This is a genomic window from Saccharopolyspora sp. NFXS83 (genome assembly GCF_026241095.1).
Lineage (GTDB): Bacteria > Actinomycetota > Actinomycetes > Mycobacteriales > Pseudonocardiaceae > Saccharopolyspora_C.
Window position 1 is genome coordinate 92050 of record NZ_JAPFGB010000015.1, and the last position, 18955, is coordinate 111004.

Here is an 18955-nt window from a genome sequence, read left to right on the forward strand (position 1 = left end):
CGGCATCGGCGGAAAGTGCTCACTCTGCGCCGGACGCCACAGAACCGCTGGAAGCACAAGCCACCGTCACGGTTTGGTCGCTTGCGGATGACCGCCGCCTGACTCGGCGATAGTTTGACGCGCATGTCCGCTGACACGAGCTCTGATCCCGGCTCCGAGAGCACCGCCGCCGGCCCCCCGGAGGTCGAACCGGCCACCGGCTGGGCCCGGTTCAAACAGGTCGGGCCGGGCGTCATGGCCGCCGCCACCGGCGTCGGCGCGGGCGACCTGGTCGCGACCATGGTGGCCGGAGCCCGCTACGGCTACGCGCTGTTCTGGGCGATCTTGGTCGGCACGATCTTCAAGCTGGCGCTCGGCGAAGCGGTCGGCCGCTGGCACCTCGGCGGCGAGCGCACCATGCTCTCCGGCTGGCGTTCCCTCGGCCGGTGGGCGACCACCTACTTCGGCGTCTACATCGTGATCTGGGGCTTCGTCTACGGCGCCACCGCGATGTCGGCCTCGGCGCTGCCGCTGAACGCGCTGTTCCCGGTGCTGCCGGTCGGCGGCTGGGCCGTCGTGTGCGGGCTGCTGGGGATCGCGCTGGTCTGGTTCGGCCGCTACGCCGTGCTGGAGAAGATCATGACCGTGCTGGTGGGGGTCATGTTCGTGACCGTCGTCGGTACCGCGATCCTGGTCGGGCCGAACCTTCCCGAGCTGGGCAAGGGCCTGGTCCCCACGCTGCCGGACGGCTCGGTGGCCTACGTGCTCGGCCTGATGGGGGGCGTCGGCGGCACCATCACGATGGCCGCCTACGGCTACTGGACCTTCGCCAAGGGCTGGCGGACGCCGAAGTGGCTGCCGATCATGCGGATGGACAACGCGGTCGGCTACGTCACCACCGGGATCTTCGTGGTGGCGATGCTGGTGGTCGGCGCGGAGATCCTGCTCGGGCAGGACCTCACCGAGAGCGACAAGGGGCTGCTCAACCTCGGCGACGTGCTCGCCGCCGACTACGGCCAGTGGGCCCGGATCCCGTTCCTGGTGGGCTTCTTCGCCGTCGCGTTCAGCTCGGTGATCGGCGTGTGGAACGGCGTGAGCCTGCTGTTCGCCGACTGGTGGCGGACCTGGCGGTTGCCGAAGGACACGCCTGTGGAGACCGCGGCGGCCTACGACCACAAGGCGGGCATGCACAGCGCCCCGTACCGGATCTACCTGCTGTGGCTGACGTTCCCGCCGATGCTGCTGCTGATCTTCAGCAAGCCGTTCCAGCTGACCTTGGTCTACGGCGTGCTCGGCGCGTTGTTCATGCCGTTCCTGGCGGGCACGTTGCTGGTGCTGCTGAACTCGCGCTCGATGATGCCCGCCGCGCACCGCTCCCGGTGGCTGTCGAACACGCTGCTCACGCTGTGCCTGTTGCTGTTCGTCGGGGTGGCGGTCAACGAGCTGGTCGGCTTGCTCTGATCGGTCGCCACCGATTCGGAACGGGTTCCGGAATGCTGGAAGTTTCAAATGCGTTGGGCGGAGAAACCCCGAGCAAGGAAGTGATCATGACTTCGACCGACACCACCACCGGGCTCCAGCTCTCCGCGGAAGCCCAGGACCTGCTGTTCCGGGATGCCCGCACCGCCAACACCTTCAGCTCCGAAGACGTCACCGACGAGCAGCTGCGGGCCATCCACGACCTGGTCAAGTGGGGTCCCACCTCGATGAACCAGCAGCCGCTGCGGATCGTGCTGGTGCGGTCGGGCGAGGGCAAGCAGCGCCTGCTGCCGCACCTGTCCGAGGGCAACCGCGCCAAGACGGAGAACGCGCCGCTGGTCGCGGTGCTCGCCGCAGACACCGACTTCCACGAGAACCTGCCGCGGATGTTCCCGCACGCGCCGAACGCGAAGGACATGTGGGCCGGTGACGACGGATTCCGCGCCGACCACGCCAAGCTCAACGGCACCCTGCAGGTCGCGTACTTCATCCTCGGCGTGCGCGCCGCCGGCCTGGTGGCCGGTCCGATGACCGGGTTCGACGCTGCGGGCGTCAACGCCGAGTTCTTCCCCGGTGGGCGCGAGAAGGTGCTCGTGGTGGTCAACATCGGCAAGCCGGGCGAAGACCCCTGGTTCGACCGCCTGCCCCGCCACGACTACGACGAGATCGTCACGACCGTCTGACGCAGGCGGACCCGCGCACGCGAAAGGCCCGGCCCCGAGGGGGGAGACCGGGCCTTTCGCGGCTGATCAGGCTCAGGCGTGGCCGTCGAACAGGCTGGTGACCGAACCGTCCTCGAACACCTGGTGGATCGCTTCCGCGACCAGCGGGGCGATCGAGAGCACGCGCAGAGTGTCGAACTGGTGCTCGTCGGAGATCGGCAGCGTGTTCGTCAGCACGACCTCCTTCGCGCCGCAGGAGGACAGCCGCTCCACCGCGGGACCGGACAGCACGCCGTGGGTCGCCGCGATGATGACGTCCTTCGCGCCGGACTCCAGCAGCTGCTCGGTGGCCTTGGTGATCGTGCCGCCGGTGTCGATCATGTCGTCGACCAGCACGCACAGCCGGCCCTCGACGTCACCGACGACGCGGTTCGCCACGACCTGGTTCGGCTTCGTGGGGTCCCTGGTCTTGTGGATGAACGCCAGCGGGGTCCCGCCGAGGTTGTCCGCCCACTTCTCCGCGACCCGGACCCGGCCGGAGTCCGGCGAGACCACGGTGATCTTCTCGTCGACGTAGGTCTGCCGGATGTAGTCCGACAGCACCGTCTGCGCGAGCAGGTGGTCGACCGGTCCGTCGAAGAAGCCCTGGATCTGGTCGGTGTGCAGGTCCACCGTCATGATCCGGTCGGCACCCGCGGTCTTGAACAGGTCCGCCATCAGCCGGGCCGAGATCGGCTCGCGGCCCTTGTGCTTCTTGTCCTGGCGGGCGTAGCCGTAGAACGGCATGACCACGGTGATGCGCTTGGCGCTGGCGCGCTTGAGCGCGTCCACCATGATCAGCTGTTCCATGATGGCGTCGTTGAGCGGCGCGCAGTGCGACTGGATCACGAAGGCGTCGCAGCCGCGGACCGACTCGTCGTAGCGGACGAAGATCTCGCCGTTCGCGAACTTGTAGGCCGCCTGGGGCGTGACCGTCACGTCAAGTTGCTTGGCCACCTCCTCGGCAAGTTCCGGGTGGCTGCTCCCGGAGAAGAGCTTGAGGCTCTTCTTCGGGGTCGCAGACATGGCACTCACGGTCATCGTCCCTCCCCGTTGACCCCCGTCATCGGGTGTCACTCATCGGATTGGTGGTCAGGTCAGATCCGGACCGCTCCTGAGCCTGCTGAGCGGCCTGGTCGGCGGCGGTGTCCGGGCGGCGTCGTGCCACCCAGCCTTCGATGTTGCGCTGCCTTCCGCGGGCGACCGCCATGGCGCCCGGGGGGACATCTTGGGTGATGACCGAACCGGCGGCGGTGTAAGCGCCGTCCCCCACCTCGACGGGCGCGACGAACATGTTGTCCGCCCCCGTCCGCGCGTGGGAACCGATCACGGTGCGGTGCTTGGCGACGCCGTCGTAGTTCACGAAGACGCTTGCCGCGCCGATGTTGCTGCCTTCGCCGATCTCGGCGTCCCCGACGTAGGTCAGGTGCGGCACCTTGCTGCCGGTGCCGATCTCGGAGTTCTTGACCTCGACGAAAGTGCCGATCTTGCCCTTCTCGCCGAGCCGGGCGCCGGGGCGCAGGTAGGCGAACGGGCCGACGGAGGCGCCGGGCCCCACTTCCGCTCCTTCGCCGTGCGTGCGCACGACGGAGGCGCCGGGGTGCACGGTGCAGCCGGTGAGCGTGGTGTCGGGGCCGATCAGCGAGCCCTCGCCGACGGTGGTGCCGCCGCGCAGCTGCACGCCGGGCTCCACCGTCACGTCGCGGCCCAGGGTCACGTCGCAGTCCAACCAGACCGAGGCCGGGTCGGTGACGGTGACGCCTTCCCGCATCCAGCCGAGCACCAGCCTGCGGTTGAGCTCCGCGCCGAGCCGGGCCAGCTGCACCCGGTCGTTGACGCCCTCGACGAGCCAGGTGTCCGCGCACACCAGCGCGCCCACGGAGTGGCCGTCGGAGCGGGCGATGGAGAGCACGTCGGTCAGGTACAGCTCGCCTTGGGCGTTGTCGGTGGAGAGCCGGTCGAGCGCGTCGGAGAGCACGGTCGCGTCGAACGCGTAGACGCCGGAGTTGATCTCGCCGATGGCGGCCTGCGCCTCGGTGGCGTCCTTCTGCTCGACGATGCCGGTGACCTGGCCGGCGTCGTCGCGGACCAGCCGTCCGTAGCCGGTGGGGTCCGCTACCACCGCGGACAGCACGGTCACGGCGTTGCCGCGTTCGTGGTGCTCGGCGAGCAGCGCGGTGAGCGTGGCGGTGTCCAGCAGCGGCACGTCGCCGTAGCTGACCAGCACGGTGCCCTGCCGCTGGTTCGCCAGCGCCGTCAGCCCGCAGGCCACCGCGTGCCCGGTGCCGAGCTGCCGGTCCTGCACGACGGTGTGGACCTCGCGGTCGAGGTCGTCGGCGACCCGCGCGAGGTGCTCGCTGACGGCGTCCCGGCCGTGCCCGATCACGACGACCAGATCATCCGGCCCGGTGCCCGCCGCGGCCCGCACCGCGTGCTCGACCAGCGGCCGGCCCGCGATGGGGTGCAGCACCTTCGGCGTGGCCGAGCGCATCCGCGTGCCTTCGCCCGCGGCGAGCACGATCGTGCTGACCGCGGAGCCGAGTGCGGAGTGGGAAGCGGAGGAAGCCGCGCCGGACGTGCTGCGGGGGGCGGGCCGGGCGTTCTCGCCCTGAGGCATCAACGCACTCCCTTGGGTCTCAAGCGGGTTCGACGCCGACACGCCGGAGTCGCCCTGGTCGGTGCGGTCACGGTGAGCAGTCTCGTCGTGAACCGGCTGCTGGTGGCGTCCAAGCGGGTGAAGGGTAACCGGGGCGTTTCGTTCTCGCGCCGGTGGCCCTTCGCGCTTGTCCGGCGGAAGCCGATGCTACCCGTCCGGTCCACCGGGTTCCGGCCACCACAGCCTTCCCGAGCTGCGGATTCGTGATCAAGCGGCGGGAAAGGTGGCGGGTTGTCGCCAGACGCTCGGCGCGGTTTCCCCGCCGCAGCGGCGCACGCCCGGCTCGGCGACACGGCGCTCACGGAGAGTGCGCGTGCAAGCATCTCGTAGGTCGATCCGGGTGAATCGACCATTTCGCCTGACCGGGTCCGGGTTCCGTGTAATGAGGCTCACCTGAGCGCCGGGACGCGCGGCTCCGCGACGGCGTCCGCGCGAAGCAGGGCGAGGTCGAACCGATCAGCGCGGTTGCGGGGGGATCCAGGACTCCTGGTCGTCGGGATCACCGGAGCCCGAGTCGACCGCGAACGTCGCCACCTGGTTGCCGCCGCCGCGTTTCGCCTGGTACATCGCCGCGTCGGCGCGCGCCTGCACCTGCGCCCCGGACTCCTGCGGGCGCCGCGCCACCACGCCGATCGACAACGTCACCCCGCGCGAGAGCGCCTTGGGCAGCCGCGCGATCGCCTCCACGGTGCGCTGCAGCGCCGATTCCGCCGCGTTCAAGGTCACACCCGGCAGCAGCACCACGAACTCGTCGCCGCCGTAGCGGGCCACGAAGTCGTCGACCCGCAGCGTGTCCCGCAGCGTGCTCGCCACGACCCGCAGCACGTCGTCGCCCTCGGCGTGCGAGCAGCGGTCGTTGACCTCCTTGAACCCGTCCAAGTCCACCAGGGCCACCGACAGCGGCTGCGAGTCGGGAGTGTCCAGCAGCGAGTCCAGCCGCTCGTCGAGCGCGCGCCGGTTCGACAGCCCGGTCAGCGGGTCCTGCAGCGCCTGCTGGGTGATCGCGTCGTGGCGCAGGTTCAGCCGGGAGTTCTCCAACCGGGTGCTCAGCGTCAGGTACCGGCCTTCCCGCATGGCCCACAGCTCGTTCTCCAGGTCCAGGACGTAGTCGTGCACCGCGTCGCTGGTCGGCCGGTCCTGGTCCATCTCGGTGAGCTGCGCGTACTCGCGGGCGAGCGAGATCCGCAGCGTCGGATCGGCCGCGTCGCCGGTGACCTTGGAACGGGTGTCCGAGAGCATCCGCACCGCCTCGGTCCGCCGTCCGGCGTTGACCAGGCAGCGGGCCAGCGCGATCGCCACGATGATCTTCTCGCGCGGGTGGATGGCGCGGTCCAGCGACCGCAGCCGCCGCAGCCGCTCGATGTGCTCCGAGCTCGGCTGGGCCAACGCGTGCGCCGCGCCGAGCACCGGGATCTGATCGGCCGCGGAACGGTCGGCGAGCCGCGGGAACAACGATTCCCGCCACGGCACTTCCACCCCGAGCGCCAGCCCGGAGGCGGTGGAGAACCGCTCGCCCGCGGCGTCCTGCTGCCCGATGCGCTCCAGCCGCAGGCCCCAGCCCAGGAACATCCGGCAGCGGTTCATCATGTGCAGCGCGATCTCGTGCGGGCCGCCGCTCTCCCGGATCCGGTGCAGCGCGCGGGCCATCACCTCGTCGGCGGTCTCGTACACGCCGAGCTGCGTGAGCACCGAGCCCAGGTCGATCAGCGCGGTCGCCAGCAGCCGGTCCCAGGACCGCCTGCCCAGCGCGGTGTCCGGGACGGGTTCGTCCTCCAGCATCGCGAGGCCGCTGGCCACTTCGGTGATCGCGTTGTCCTCGCTGCCGGTGAGCAGCGCGCGCCTGCCGCGCAGCGCGTAGGCGTCGGCCTCCAGCACGGTGAGCCCGTGCCGCCTGCTGTGCGTGAGGAGTTCGTCGAGCAGCGGTTCCGCGCCGTGCGCGAGCCCGGAGGTGGACAGCCGCATCGCGGCGCAGTGCCGCAGCAGCTGGGCGACGATGCGCGGCTCACCGCGCCGCTGCGCCTCGGCGAGCAGTCCGTCGGCTTCCCGGATGGTGCTGCGCTGGCCCAGGGCGTCGCTGTTCTGGCCGACGGCGTTGAGTTCGCGAGCGCGACCTACCAACCACGCATCGCTGACCTCGCTCAGCGCGGTTGCCGCGTCGTCGCGTACGTCCGTCGTGTCCTCGCGCAGCGGCGCACACCCCCTGCTGGCATCCAGGCCCGGCCGAGGCCGGGAGGTCGGCGATCGACCACGGTCCCCACCGGGCATCGCCCGCCCGGTGGCCACGAGCTCGTCCTACCAGGTTCGCCCGCGGGGACCGTTGCTCCGCCGCCAGGACTCGAACCTGGACCATCAGAACCAAAATCTGAGGTGCTGCCTTTACACCACGGCGGATCGGGCGATGTGGTCCGCGGACCCGGCGCCAGAGCTTACCGCCACGCCGGTCGACCGTGTCCGCCCAGTCGACATCGTGGCATGCCCGTCCAGCGTGATCGCTCCCACGGGTGCACGAACGATCAGCAACGGTCGATTCGGACACGCCCGACAGGTGGCGACACGCCGTAATTCCGTCGCCGGGGGGTGACGATTGCGCATCCACCAACTTACGCTTGCGTAGGTTACGGTCCCGTAGGATCTGCGGGGTCGACGCCGGATTTCCCGGCTCTGCCGACCGTTTTCCGCCACCCGACCCAGTTGAGGTAGTGAGTATGACCGCAGCGACCGACGTTGCTCCTGAGGCTTCCGGCGCCGAGACCGGACCGAAACCGCTGACGGCGGGCAGCCGTCCCCGACTCGCCCAGTTCCTCGTCTACGCATTCGTCCTGATCCCGTGCGTCGCGCTGATCGCGGCCGTCCCGTTCGCCTGGGGCTGGGGCCTGGGCTGGGTGGACGTCGGCCTCGCGGCCTTCTTCTACGTGTTCAGCGGGCTCGGCGTGACCGTCGGGTTCCACCGGCTGTTCACGCACGGGTCGTTCAAGTCCAACTGGCCGGTCCGCGCCACCCTCGCCATCGCGGGCATGACCTCGCTGCAGGGGCCGGTGATCACCTGGGTGGCCGATCACCGTCGGCACCACGCCTACTCGGACCGCGAGGGCGACCCGCACTCGCCGTGGCGCTTCGGCAGCACGCCGGGGGCGCTGGCCAAGGGCTTCTGGCACGCGCACATGGGCTGGCTGTTCGACCGCAACATGACCAACGAGGAGCGGTTCGCGCCGGACCTGCACAAGGAGGAGCGGCTGGTCCGCCTGAACAAGCTGTTCCCGCTGTGGACCTTGCTGAGCCTGGTGCTGCCCGCCGTGCTCGGCGGCCTGCTGACCTGGTCCTGGTGGGGAGCGCTGACCGGCTTCTTCTGGGCCGGGCTGGTCCGCGCGTCGCTGCTGCACCACATCACGTGGTCGGTGAACTCGATCTGCCACATGATCGGTGAGCGCCCGTTCAAGAGCCGCGACAAGGCGTCGAACTTCTGGCCGCTGGCGATCGTGTCGTTCGGCGAGTCCTGGCACAACTCCCACCACGCCGACCCGACCTGCGCCCGGCACGGGGTGCTGCGCGGGCAGCTGGACATCTCGGCGCGGGTGATCTGGTTCTTCGAGAAGGTCGGCTGGGCCTGGAAGGTCCGCTGGCCGAACGACAAGCGGCTGGCCCGGATCGCGGTGACCGACTACAAGGGCTGACGCCCTCGCTCTGGTTCGGAGCACGGGTCGGGTGGCGGACCCCGGGATCCTTCTCGCGGCGTGATCGCGAGGAGGATCCCGGAAAACCGCGGTGGTGCCGGTGCGCGTGGAGGTCGCCGCTCATCGGTTTCGCCGCTGATGAGGCGATGACCTCGACGCCGTCGGCCCGCCGGAACCGAGCGGTTCCACTGGTGAATCCCCCACGGTGTGTGCGGCGTTCCGGGGAGGTTCGCACCGATCCCGGCCCGCACGGATAGGGTGACCACGTGGCGGGACGGCGCAGGCGCAGCTCCCCGGACTCGGAGACGAGGCGCCGTTCGGCGCGCACGACCCGAGTCCGGATGACCGGTGAGGAACGGCGGCAGCAGCTGCTCGACGTGGCCAGGGCGCTGTTCGCCGAGAAGGGCTTCGAAGCCGCCTCCATCGAGGAGATCGCGCACCGGGCCGGCGTGTCCAAGCCGGTCGTCTACGAGCACTTCGGCGGCAAGGAAGGCATCTACGCGGTCGTCGTCGATCGCGAGATGCGCGCGCTGCTCGACTCGATGGTCTCCGCGCTGTCCGCCGGGCACCCCCGGGCGCTGCTGGAGCAGGCCGCCGGGGCGTTGCTGGAGTACATCGACACGTCCACCGACGGCTTCCGCATCCTCGTGCGCGACTCGCCGGTGGCCAGCACGACGGGCACGTTCTCGTCGCTGCTCAACGACATCGCCAGCCAGGTCGAGCACATCCTCGGGCTGCAGTTCAGCGCGAAGGGCTACGACGCGAAGCTGGCCCCGCTCTACAGCCAGGCGCTGGTGGGCATGGTGGCGCTGGTGGGCCAGTGGTGGCTGGAGGCGCGCAAGCCGAAGAAGGACGAGGTCGCCGCGCACCTGGTCAACATCGCCTGGAACGGCCTCTCCCACTTGGAGCACAAGCCCAAGCTCGGCAGCTGGCGCTGATCGGCGCCAGCACGAGGTCCGCCACCGCATGGTCGAGCCCGCCGCCTACGCCAACGCCGGGATCCCGTTCTGCTGGCGGGTCGAGCCGGTGCCGGGGCTCCCGACGATCGTGTGCTTCGAACACATCGGCGGTGAGCACGCGAAATCGTGCGTGGTCGAATCCGGGGAACCCCGCGACGGTGAAGGCCGCGCCCGTTCCGGTGGAGCTCGACGTGGACGTGCTGTACGAGCGGAGCTTCGGCGGGGCGTGAGCCTCACGCCGAGGTGATGCGCAGGATCCGGTCATCGGTGCCGTTGGACGTGGTGATGTAGAGGGCGCCGTCGGGGCCCTGCCGGGCGGCGCGGAGCCTGCCGTGCAGGCCGTCGAGCTCCGGCGGCACCAGCACATCCCGCACGGCCCCGTCCGGGTCGAGGCCGAACAGCAGCAGCTTCGAGCCCTTCAGCGCGGTGACCGCGAGCATCCCGTCGAACCGGCCCCACCGCGGCCCGGTGAGGAACGTCGCCGCGCACACCGCCTCCGTCGGGCGCCCCGAGGACCACACCGCGGGCACCGCGTCCGGGAACCGCCGCAGGTCCGTCATGGGCACCGACTCGTCGTAGGTGTCCGAGCGACCGCCGCGCGACGGGTCCCAGCCGTAGTTCTCGCCCGCTCGCAGCAGGTTGATCTCGTCGTCGGAGTCCGGTCCGTGCTCGGCGGCGAACACCTGCCCGCCGGGGCGCGGAGCGATGCCCTGCGGGTTGCGGTGGCCGTAGCTGAAGATCAGCCGCTCGACGGGGTTCGGCGCGCCGAGGAACGGGTTGCCGGGCGCGGGCTCGCCCGTCCGGAGGTCCATCCGCAGGACCTTGCCGCCGAGCCCGGCGCGGTCCTGCGCGGCCCGCGGATCGGCCGCGTCGCCCGTGGTGACCAGCAGTGAGCCGTCCTCGGCCAAGGTCGGTCGGCAGCCGGAGTGCCTGCCGCTCGTGTTCACCGGAAGCCCCGTCAGCAGCGGCTTGCCGACGCGCTCGGCGCTGCCGCCGTCGTCGGCGAGCCGCCAGGTCACCAGCCGCACGTCCACGGCCCGCCCGTCCTCCTGGTGCGCCTGGCAGGTGACGAACCGCCTGCTGTCGGCGAAGTCCGGGTGCACCACCAGGCCCAGCAGGCCGCCTTCGCCTTCGGCGAGCACGTCGTCGAGGTCCGCGCGCACCGGGCGGATCTGCGCGCCGGGACTGGTGTCGGCCAGCAGCGCCAGCCTGCCGGGGCGTTGCGCGATCAGCGCCGTGCCGTCCGGGAGGAACCCGACGTCCCACGGGTGTTCGAGACCGCGGCCCAGGACCTCCACCCGCAACGTCGACGGAACCGGATCGGGTGCCCGGGTGCTGGGCGAGGGAGGCGCGCCATCCGGTGCGCCGCACGCCGCGAGCAGGGTGACCAGGGCGAGGGCGGCGACTTGGCAAGCGCGCATCACCACAGTGTGGCACCGGCCGGGTACCGCACGTGGTCGTCTCGGCGCAGCGGGTGCGGGGCGGCCGGACGGTGTCGGTGCGGAGTCGTAGGCTGGACGACGACTCCCGTCACCCGGTATCGCGTGGTCCGCCTGGGGAGAGCCGGTCCTGGCTCGGTCGCGAGCGGTCGCCCGGCAGGTCGGTCTTTTCGCGAGCCGGACACACCCGCGGACTCGGCAGCAGTCGTCCAGGGGACGGGTCTGTGCGCGTTCGGCGATGTTTTCTCGGTGCGAGGGATTGCGATGACCCAGGCTGGTCCTGCCACGGCGACGGATGCGGCTCCGGCCGCGTTGCACGGGCTGCTCGACGCGCTGCTGCGGGAGGAGACCTTCCGCCGCGTCGTGTCGTCGGCGGGCCGCCCGCACCTGGAGCTGGAAGGCCCGGTCGCAGCGCGCCCGCTCGCGACGGCGGCGCTGGCCGCGGACTCCGGGGCGGCGGCACCGGTGCTGCTGGTGACCGCGACCGGCCGCGAGGCCGAGGAGACTGCGGCGGCGCTGGAGGACCTCATCGGCCCGGACGGCGTGGCGGTGTTCCCATCTTGGGAGACGCTGCCGCACGAGCGGCTGTCCCCGCGCGCGGACACCGTCGGGCGCAGGCTCGCGGTGCTGCGCAGGCTCGCGCACCCCGAGGAGCACGTGGAAGGCCCGGTCCGGGTGCTCGTGACGACGGTGCGCAGCCTGATCCAGCCGATCGCGCCGGGCCTGGGGGAACTGGCCCCGGTGCGGCTCGCGCTGGGCGACGAGCACGACTTCGAGCAGCTGGTGGAACGGCTCGCCGGCCTCGCCTACGGCCGCGTCGACATGGTGGAGAAGCGCGGCGAGTTCGCGGTGCGCGGCGGCATCGTCGACGTGTTCCCGCCGACGGTGGAGCACCCGCTGCGCGTGGAGTTCTGGGGTGACGAGGTCACCGAGATCCGCCCGTTCTCGGTCGCCGACCAGCGGTCCCTGCCGGACGCCCCGGACACCCTGCTCTACGCCCCCGCCTGCCGGGAACTGCTGATCACGCCCGAGGTGGCGGAGCGCGCGGAGGAACTGGCGCGGCAGCACACGGCCGACGCGCAGCTAGCCGAGATGCTCGGCAAGATCGCCGGTGGTGCCGCCGTGGAGGGCATGGAGGCGCTGATCCCGGCGCTGTGCGAAGGCGAGATGCGGCTGCTCACCGAACTCGTCCCGGACGGCACGCACGTGCTGCTGTCGGATCCGGAGAAGGTGCGGGCACGGGCCGCGGACCTGGTGCGCACCGGCCAGGAGTTCCTCGAGGCGTCCTGGATGGTCGCCGCCGACGGCGGCAAGGCCCCCATCGACCTGGGGGCGTCGGCGTACCGCGGGCTCGCGGAAGTCGCCGAGCGCACCCGGGAGATCGGCCTGCCCTGGTGGACGTTGACCCAGCTCAGCAGCGACAGCGCGGACGACGGCGTGGTGCACCTGGGCCTCAAGCAGGTCGAGGCGTACCGCGGTGAGGTGGAACGCGCGTTCGCCGATCTGCGCGCGCACACCGCCTCCGGTGGCGCCGCCGTGCTGGTGGTGCCGGGTCAGGGCACCGCGCAACGGGCGGTCCAGCAGTTCCGCGACGGCGACCTGCCGGTGCGCCACGCCGCCGAGGGGATCGCGGGCGAGCCGGAGACCGGTGTGATCACGGTGGTGCGAGGCGACCTGGAGGACGGGTTCGCCGCACCAGGGGTGGGCCTGGTGGTGCTCACCGAGACCGACCTGACCGGCGGTCGCGGTGGCACGTCAACCAAGGACATGCGCCGGATGCCGTCGCGGCGGCGCAACGCGGTGGACCCGCTGGCGTTGAAGGCCGGTGACTTCGTGGTGCACGAGCAGCACGGCATCGGCAAGTACGTGGAGATGGTGCAGCGCACCGTCGGCGGCGCGACCCGCGAGTACCTGGTGCTGGAGTACGCCTCCAGCAAGCGCGGGCAGCCCGGCGACCGGCTCTTCGTGCCCACCGACCAGCTCGACGAGGTCTCCCGCTACGTCGGCGGCGAGCTGCCGACGCTGAACAAGCTCGGCGGCTCCGACTGGAAGAACACCAAGGCCAAGGCGCGCAAGGCGGTCAAGGAGATCGCCGCCGAACTGGTGCAGCTCTACGCCGCGCGCCAGTCCGCCCCCGGTCATGCGTTCGGTCCGGACACCCCGTGGCAGCGGGAGCTGGAGGACGCCTTCCCGTACACCGAGACCGGTGATCAGATGGCGGCGATCGACGAGGCCAAGTCGGACATGCAGCGGCCCGTTCCGATGGACCGGGTGATCTGCGGCGACGTGGGCTACGGCAAGACGGAGATCGCGGTGCGCGCCGCGTTCAAGGCCGTGCAGGACGGCAAGCAGGTCGCGGTCCTGGTGCCGACGACGCTGCTGGCGCAGCAGCACCTGAACACCTTCGCCGACCGGATGCGCTCCTTCCCGGTGACGATCAAGGGCTTGTCCCGGTTCACCGATCCGCGGGAGTCGGAGCAGACGGTGCAGGGTCTCGCCGACGGCTCGGTGGACGTCGTGATCGGCACGCACCGGTTGTTGCAGACCGGTGTGCGCTACAAGGACCTCGGCCTGGTCATCGTCGACGAGGAGCAGCGCTTCGGCGTCGAGCACAAGGAGCACATCAAGGCGCTGCGCACCCACGTGGACGTGCTGACGATGTCGGCGACGCCCATCCCGCGGACGCTGGAGATGAGCATGGCGGGCATCCGGGAGATGTCCACGATCCTCACCCCGCCGGAGGAGCGGCATCCGGTGCTCACCTACGTCGGCGCCTACGACGAGAAGCAGGTCGGCGCCGCGATCCGCCGCGAGCTGCTGCGCGACGGCCAGGTGTTCTTCGTGCACAACCGCGTCTCGACGATCGAGAAGGCGGCCCGGTCGCTGCGCGAGCTGGTGCCGGAGGCGCGGATCGTCACCGCGCACGGCCAGATGAACGAGGACCGCCTGGAGAAGATCATCCAGGGGTTCTGGGAGCGCGAGCACGACGTGCTGGTGTGCACCACGATCGTCGAGACCGGGCTGGACATCTCGAACGCGAACACGCTGATCGTGGAGCGCTCGGACATGCTCGGGCTCTCCCAGCTGCACCAGCTGCGCGGTCGCGTCGGGCGCGCTCGCGAGCGCGGCTACGCGTACTTCCTGTACCCCGGCGAGAAGCCGCTCACCGACACCGCGCACGACCGGCTCGCGACGATCGCGCAGAACTCGGAGCTGGGCGCCGGCATGGCCGTGGCGATGAAGGACCTGGAGATCCGCGGCGCGGGCAACATCCTCGGCGCCGAGCAGTCCGGGCACATCGCGGGCGTCGGGTTCGACCTGTACGTGCGGCTGGTCGGCGAGGCCGTCGAGGCGTTCAAGCAGCACGCGGGCGCGGAAACCGGTGACCTGGAACGGGAACTGGCCGAGGTGCGGGTGGATCTGCCGGTCGACGCGCACATCCCGCACGACTACGTGCCGGGTGAGCGGCTGCGGCTGGAGGCGTACCGCAAGATCGCCGCCGCCGGTGATCAGACCGCGCTGGACGCGGTGCGCGCCGAGCTGGAAGACCGCTACGGCCCGCTGCCGGAGCCGGTGCAGCGGTTGCTCAAGGTCGCCACGTTCCGCCAGGTGTGCCGCGAGCACGGCGTCACCGAGGTGACCTTGCAGGGCTCCTCGCTGCGCATCGCGCCGATGGAGTTGGCCGATTCCCAGCAGATGCGCCTCAAGCGCCTGTACCCGAAGGCCGTCTACAAGGCGACGGTCCGCACGGTGTCGGTTCCCCGGCCGACGGAGGGCGCGGCCGGTGGCCGCATCGGAGCGCCGCAGCTGCGCGACGAGGCGCTGCTGGACTGGTGCGCCGACCTGCTCACCTCGTTGGCCGGTCGCCCCGCCGCCGTCTGATCGGCCTCTCGCAGCTGGCGAGGGGGCGCCGCGCCCGGCATGATCAGGACGCGTTCGGTGGCGGAAACGTTCGGATAACCGTTCTTTCATCCGATTTCGGCACGATCTGCCGATCGGGGAGTCGGCCGATCGGTGGTCAAAAATCGCCACCGGGCAACCAACGCGTGCGTGGGACGTCTGAATCCGTGGGCGGACTCGCCGGTTCGACGTGTCGCCTGGTTCTGCCGGCAGGGGAAAGGACGCGGTGTGGATCGTGCGAGAGGGCAGCGGCGGCCGAGTTCTCCGCGTCGTCCAGGGCCGTCACGGCTCGGTGAGGAGACCACGGTCCGCCGACCCGTCGTACCGCGCGCGGACGACCGGGATCGCCGCAGGCCCAAGCGACGCGCCGGGCGGGTGTTCGGCCGCACGCTGATCGCCCTGCTGTCCGTCGCGATCCTCAGCACCAGCGCGTACGCGTGGGGCACGCTCAACGGCTGGACCGGTGGGATCACCGGGAGCGACGTGATCGGTGGCGGGGTCAGCGCCCCGGACGGCGCCGTCGACGTCCTGCTCGTCGGCAACGACAGCCGCACCGATGCGGAGGGGAACCCGCTGTCCGAGGAGGTGCTGCGCGAGCTGCGCACCACCGACGAGAGCGGCAACCTCACCGACACGATGATCCTGATGCGCATCCCCAACGGTGGTGAGCGCGCCAGCGCCGTGTCCTTCCCCCGCGACACGCAGGTCAGCCTCGGCAACGGGCACGGCGAGCACAAGCTCACGGAGGCTTACAACACCGAGCGCATGGCCGCGTTGGAGCAGTTGGAGAGCGACGGCGTGACCGATCCGAAGGAGCAGGAGCGGCAGGCGCGGACCGCGGGGCAGAAATTCCTGATCGAGACGATCGAGGACCTGTCCGGCGTGACCATCGACCATTACGCCGAGGTGAACCTGCTCGGGTTCTACGAGATCACCAAGGCCGTCGGCGGCGTGGACGTGTGCCTGCTCAACGACGTGGACGACAGTGAGCACTCCGGCGCGGTGTTCTCCGCCGGGCCGCAGACGATCTCCGGTGGGGACGCGTTGTCCTTCGTGCGCCAGCGGTACGGGCTGCCGCGCACCGACCTGGATCGCGTGGTGCGCCAGCAGGTGTTCATGTCGGGGCTGGCGAACAAGATCCTGTCCGCCGGAACGTTGAGCAACCCGGTGAAGCTCGGGGAGCTGATGGCGGCGCTGCGGAAGTCGGTGGTGCTCGACTCGGGCTGGGACGTCATGGACTTCGCGCAGCGGATGCAGGGCATCGCGGGCGGCGACATCGAGTTCCAGACCATCCCGGTGGAGCTGGTCGGGGAATCCGGGAAGGAGAAGGTGACGGTCGACGAAGCGGAGGTGCAGCGGTTCGTGGCGAACCTGCTGCTGTCCCCGCAGGAACGGGCGGTGCGCCAGCAGGCGGAGCGCGCTCCGCAGGAGCAGACCTCGCAGTCCGAGACCTCGTCGGAGGAACCGACGAGCGAGAGCCCGTCGAAGACGACGGTGAGCGTCTACAACGCTTCCGGCGTCACGGGGCTCGCCGCGAGCGTTCTGGAACGCCTCACCGGGGAGGGGTTCCGCTCCGGTACCAGTGGGAACGCCGAGTCGATGAGCTCGTCGTCGGTGCGGGTGGCGGCGGGCGAGGAGGCCGCGGGCGAGCAGGTCGCCGAGGCGCTCGGCGGCTTGCCGGTGCGCACCAGCGGCTCCGTGGAGTCCGGCAGCGTCGAGGTGTACCTGGGCTCGGACTACGAGGGGCCGGGGGCGCAGAACTTCGCCGGTGCGCGCCCGCTTCGCCTCGACGGGCTCCAGCGGGCGCAGGCCCCGACCCAGCCGATCACCGCGGGCGGGGTGCCTTGCGTGAACTGACGGGGCGAGGATGAGGGTTCACCCCGAGATGATCTCGTGAGAGGGTGATCGCTGTGAGCTCCGTCATCTCCCGCCTCCGTCCGCTCGCGTTGGTCGCGCTCTCCTGCGCGCTGCTCGCCGGTTGTGGTGTCGAACCCGGCCGGGTCGGTGCGGCTGCCTTGGTGGGCGACGCGCGGATCCCGGTCAGCGAGGTGCAGGGCCGGTACCGCGCCGTGCTGGACAAGGAGCCGGAGGCCAAGGCGCAGCTCGCGGAGCAGGAGCAGCTCGGCGAGTTCGGCCGCAGGCTCGCCGGTGACCTGGCGCGCCGGGCGCTGGTGGACCAGGCCGCGAAGGACGAGGGCCTGCGGGTGGACGAGCGGCGGGTCCGCGAAGTGATCGACTCCGCCGGCGGCGAGCAGGCCGCCAGCGCCGGGCAGATCTACACCGCCGACGACATGGCGGCCGTGGTGCGCAGCAAGCTGCTGACCGCCGAGCTCGGCCGCCGCTACATCGACCGGATCTCCATCACTTACGACGTCACCTCCGCCGCCACCCGCGGTGAGGCGGAGCAGAAGGCGCGGCGGATGGCGCGGAGCGACGCGGAGTCCACCGCCGTCGTCACCGCCGATCAGCAGGCCGGGCAGGGCGCGGCGGCCGATCAGCGGCTGCGTTCCGCGGACGTGCCCGACCTGGCGGCGGGTACTCCGCTGTTCGGTGCGCGAGCGGGCACCGCGATGGCCTTCGAGCTGCAACCGCAGTCCGGCCAGTGGTCGGTGGTGCGGATCAAGCGGCGCGACGTCGCCCCGGCACCGCCCGCGCCGAGCGCGGCCGGTGGGGACGAGATGCGGATGCAGTCCTTCGGCGATCAGCTGCTGCGGGTGACCGCCCAGCGGGTCGGTGTCGAGTTGAGCCCGCGCTACGGCGTCTGGGACCAGCTCGCGTTGGCGGCGGCTCCGAACGAGGACGAGACGATCGGGTTCGTCTTCCCCGCCACCGACCGGTCCTGATCGCCGGTCCGCGGCCGGATTTCGGGCGGCCGTGCCGATACCGGTGAGCCGCCCGGCCGCCGAAGATCACCCGCATGGAGTGACGCGCCGGTGTGTCGGACGGGGTGCGTCGGTGCGCCGGGGGCAGGCTCGGCGATATGGATCAAGCGTTGCGGCGAGGACGAGAATCGTGGTTGCGACAATCGCACCATGCAGAGTGCACGTTCGGCGGACCACGTGACCGGCGACCGTTCGAACACCCCGTCCGGGGCGTTCGGGGCGAGCGCGGATTCCCCATCCGAACCGTTGGTTCCGGGGTCGGCGGTGGTCGTCGTGGACGACCGCCTCGGGGACGTGATCCCGGCGGCGGCGGTGCCCGCGCTGCGCCGTGCCGCGGCGGTCTACGTCGCACCGGGGCTCTCGGCCGCGACGGTCGAGGCGCTCGACGAGCCCGTGGCCCCTGCCGCGGAAGCGCTGCTGGCGCAGGCCGCGCGGGAGCCGGTCGTCCTGTTCGCGCCGGACCTGGCATCGGCGCAGGTGCAGGCGTTGCGCGGAGCCGGTGCGGCGTTGCTCGGTTCGCATCCGCCGGTGGGCGTCGAGCTGCTGGACGCCGTGACGGTGATGGATCGGTTGCGCTCGCCGGGCGGCTGCCCGTGGGACGCGGAGCAGGACCACGATTCGCTGCGCCGCTACCTGGTGGAGGAGACCTACGAGCTGCTCGACGCGATCGACCAGCAGGACCGCCCGTCGTTGCGCGAGGAGCTGGGCGACGTGCTGCTGCAGGTCCTGTTCCACGCCCGGATCGCCGCCGAGGACGCCACCGAGCCGTTCGGGGTGGACGAGGTGGCCGCCGACCTGGTGGGCAAGCTGGTGTCCCGGCACCCGCACGTGTTCACCGAGTTCGAGTCCGTGCACGACGCGGAGTCCCAGCAGCTGCGCTGGGATGAGCTCAAGCAACGGGAGAAGCAGCGGGAGTCCATCGTGGACGGTGTTGCGACCGGTCAGCCGGCCGCCGCGCTGGCGGCGAAGCTGGTGCAGCGGGCCGAGCGAGCCGGAGTGCCGCGCGCACTGGTCGCCGTCGGGGAATCACCCGGTGCGGTCTTGTTCGACCTCGTCGCCCGCGCCAGGCTGGCTGGAGATGATCCGGAGGACGACCTGCGGGCCGCCGCGCTCGCCTTCGCCGGTCGGGTCCGGGACGCCGAGGCCGCCGCGCGGGCAGATGGTCAGGACCCGCACGGGCTCAGCTCCGCGCAGTGGAGCCGGTACTGGAACACCGCCGCCGGGGAGTGAGGCGGAATCCCGGCCTTCGTCCGCGCAACGCCGCGGGCGGATTCGGCCCGGTTTCGAGG

12 protein-coding genes and 1 tRNA gene are annotated in these 18955 nt (G+C 71.2%); 8 read left to right on the plus strand and 5 right to left on the minus strand.

Annotated features, from left to right (window positions below; all coding sequences use genetic code 11):
- The first annotated feature begins 123 nt into the window (after positions 1-123).
- Together OOZ19_RS17770 and OOZ19_RS17775 are read left to right on the plus strand one after the other, a co-directional pair.
- Positions 124-1440: an Nramp family divalent metal transporter gene (locus OOZ19_RS17770; protein WP_266091227.1), complete on the plus strand. Its 1317-nt coding sequence runs from the start codon at positions 124-126 to the stop codon at positions 1438-1440.
- Between the two features lie 86 nt (positions 1441-1526).
- Positions 1527-2141, plus strand: coding sequence for a malonic semialdehyde reductase (locus tag OOZ19_RS17775; RefSeq protein WP_266091228.1), 615 nt, complete (start codon positions 1527-1529; stop codon positions 2139-2141).
- Positions 2142-2213: 72 nt separating this feature from the next.
- Here the strand turns inward: OOZ19_RS17775 and OOZ19_RS17780 are convergent, their stop codons facing one another.
- The 4 genes from OOZ19_RS17780 to OOZ19_RS17795 all read right to left on the minus strand — a co-directional run bounded on the left by OOZ19_RS17780 (position 2214) and on the right by OOZ19_RS17795 (position 7206).
- Positions 2214-3194, minus strand: a complete 981-nt coding sequence (locus OOZ19_RS17780; RefSeq protein ID WP_507028815.1) for a ribose-phosphate diphosphokinase — start codon at positions 3192-3194, stop codon at positions 2214-2216.
- 28 nt (positions 3195-3222) lie between these two features.
- Complete coding sequence (gene glmU / locus OOZ19_RS17785) at positions 3223-4650, minus strand: bifunctional UDP-N-acetylglucosamine diphosphorylase/glucosamine-1-phosphate N-acetyltransferase GlmU (RefSeq protein WP_416309458.1); 1428 nt, start codon at positions 4648-4650, stop codon at positions 3223-3225.
- A gap of 621 nt (positions 4651-5271) precedes the next feature.
- The gene (locus tag OOZ19_RS17790; RefSeq protein WP_416309459.1) at positions 5272-7080 is read right to left on the minus strand and encodes a GGDEF domain-containing protein; all 1809 of its coding nucleotides are present in this window, start codon (positions 7078-7080) and stop codon (positions 5272-5274) included.
- A 55-nt stretch (positions 7081-7135) separates the two neighbouring features.
- Positions 7136-7206, minus strand: a tRNA-Gln gene (locus OOZ19_RS17795).
- A gap of 314 nt (positions 7207-7520) precedes the next feature.
- Here OOZ19_RS17795 and OOZ19_RS17800 point away from each other — a divergent pair.
- Both OOZ19_RS17800 and OOZ19_RS17805 read left to right on the plus strand, forming a co-directional pair.
- A complete protein-coding gene (locus OOZ19_RS17800) occupies positions 7521-8486 on the plus strand; it encodes an acyl-CoA desaturase (protein ID WP_266091232.1) in 966 nt (321 codons plus the stop codon).
- A 341-nt stretch (positions 8487-8827) separates the two neighbouring features.
- A complete protein-coding gene (locus OOZ19_RS17805; protein ID WP_184484644.1) occupies positions 8828-9424 on the plus strand; it encodes a TetR/AcrR family transcriptional regulator in 597 nt (198 codons plus the stop codon).
- A gap of 254 nt (positions 9425-9678) precedes the next feature.
- Here the strand turns inward: OOZ19_RS17805 and OOZ19_RS17810 are convergent, their stop codons facing one another.
- Positions 9679-10866, minus strand: a complete 1188-nt coding sequence (locus OOZ19_RS17810; RefSeq protein WP_266091233.1) for a PQQ-dependent sugar dehydrogenase — start codon at positions 10864-10866, stop codon at positions 9679-9681.
- A gap of 282 nt (positions 10867-11148) precedes the next feature.
- Between OOZ19_RS17810 and mfd the strand changes: the two genes are divergently transcribed.
- The 4 genes from mfd to OOZ19_RS17830 all read left to right on the plus strand — a co-directional run bounded on the left by mfd (position 11149) and on the right by OOZ19_RS17830 (position 18896).
- Entirely contained in the window at positions 11149-14766 is a 3618-nt protein-coding gene (gene mfd / locus OOZ19_RS17815) for a transcription-repair coupling factor (protein WP_266091234.1), read from the plus strand.
- A 246-nt stretch (positions 14767-15012) separates the two neighbouring features.
- Entirely contained in the window at positions 15013-16641 is a 1629-nt protein-coding gene (locus tag OOZ19_RS17820) for an LCP family protein (RefSeq protein WP_266091235.1), read from the plus strand.
- A 53-nt stretch (positions 16642-16694) separates the two neighbouring features.
- Positions 16695-17627 carry a SurA N-terminal domain-containing protein gene (locus OOZ19_RS17825; RefSeq protein WP_266091236.1) on the plus strand — a complete coding sequence of 311 codons (933 nt, stop codon included), beginning with the start codon at positions 16695-16697 and terminating at the stop codon, positions 17625-17627.
- Positions 17628-17816: 189 nt separating this feature from the next.
- On the plus strand, positions 17817-18896 hold the full coding sequence (locus OOZ19_RS17830; RefSeq protein WP_266091237.1) for a nucleoside triphosphate pyrophosphohydrolase: 1080 nt from the start codon (positions 17817-17819) through the stop codon (positions 18894-18896).
- Positions 18897-18955: the final 59 nt, after the last annotated feature.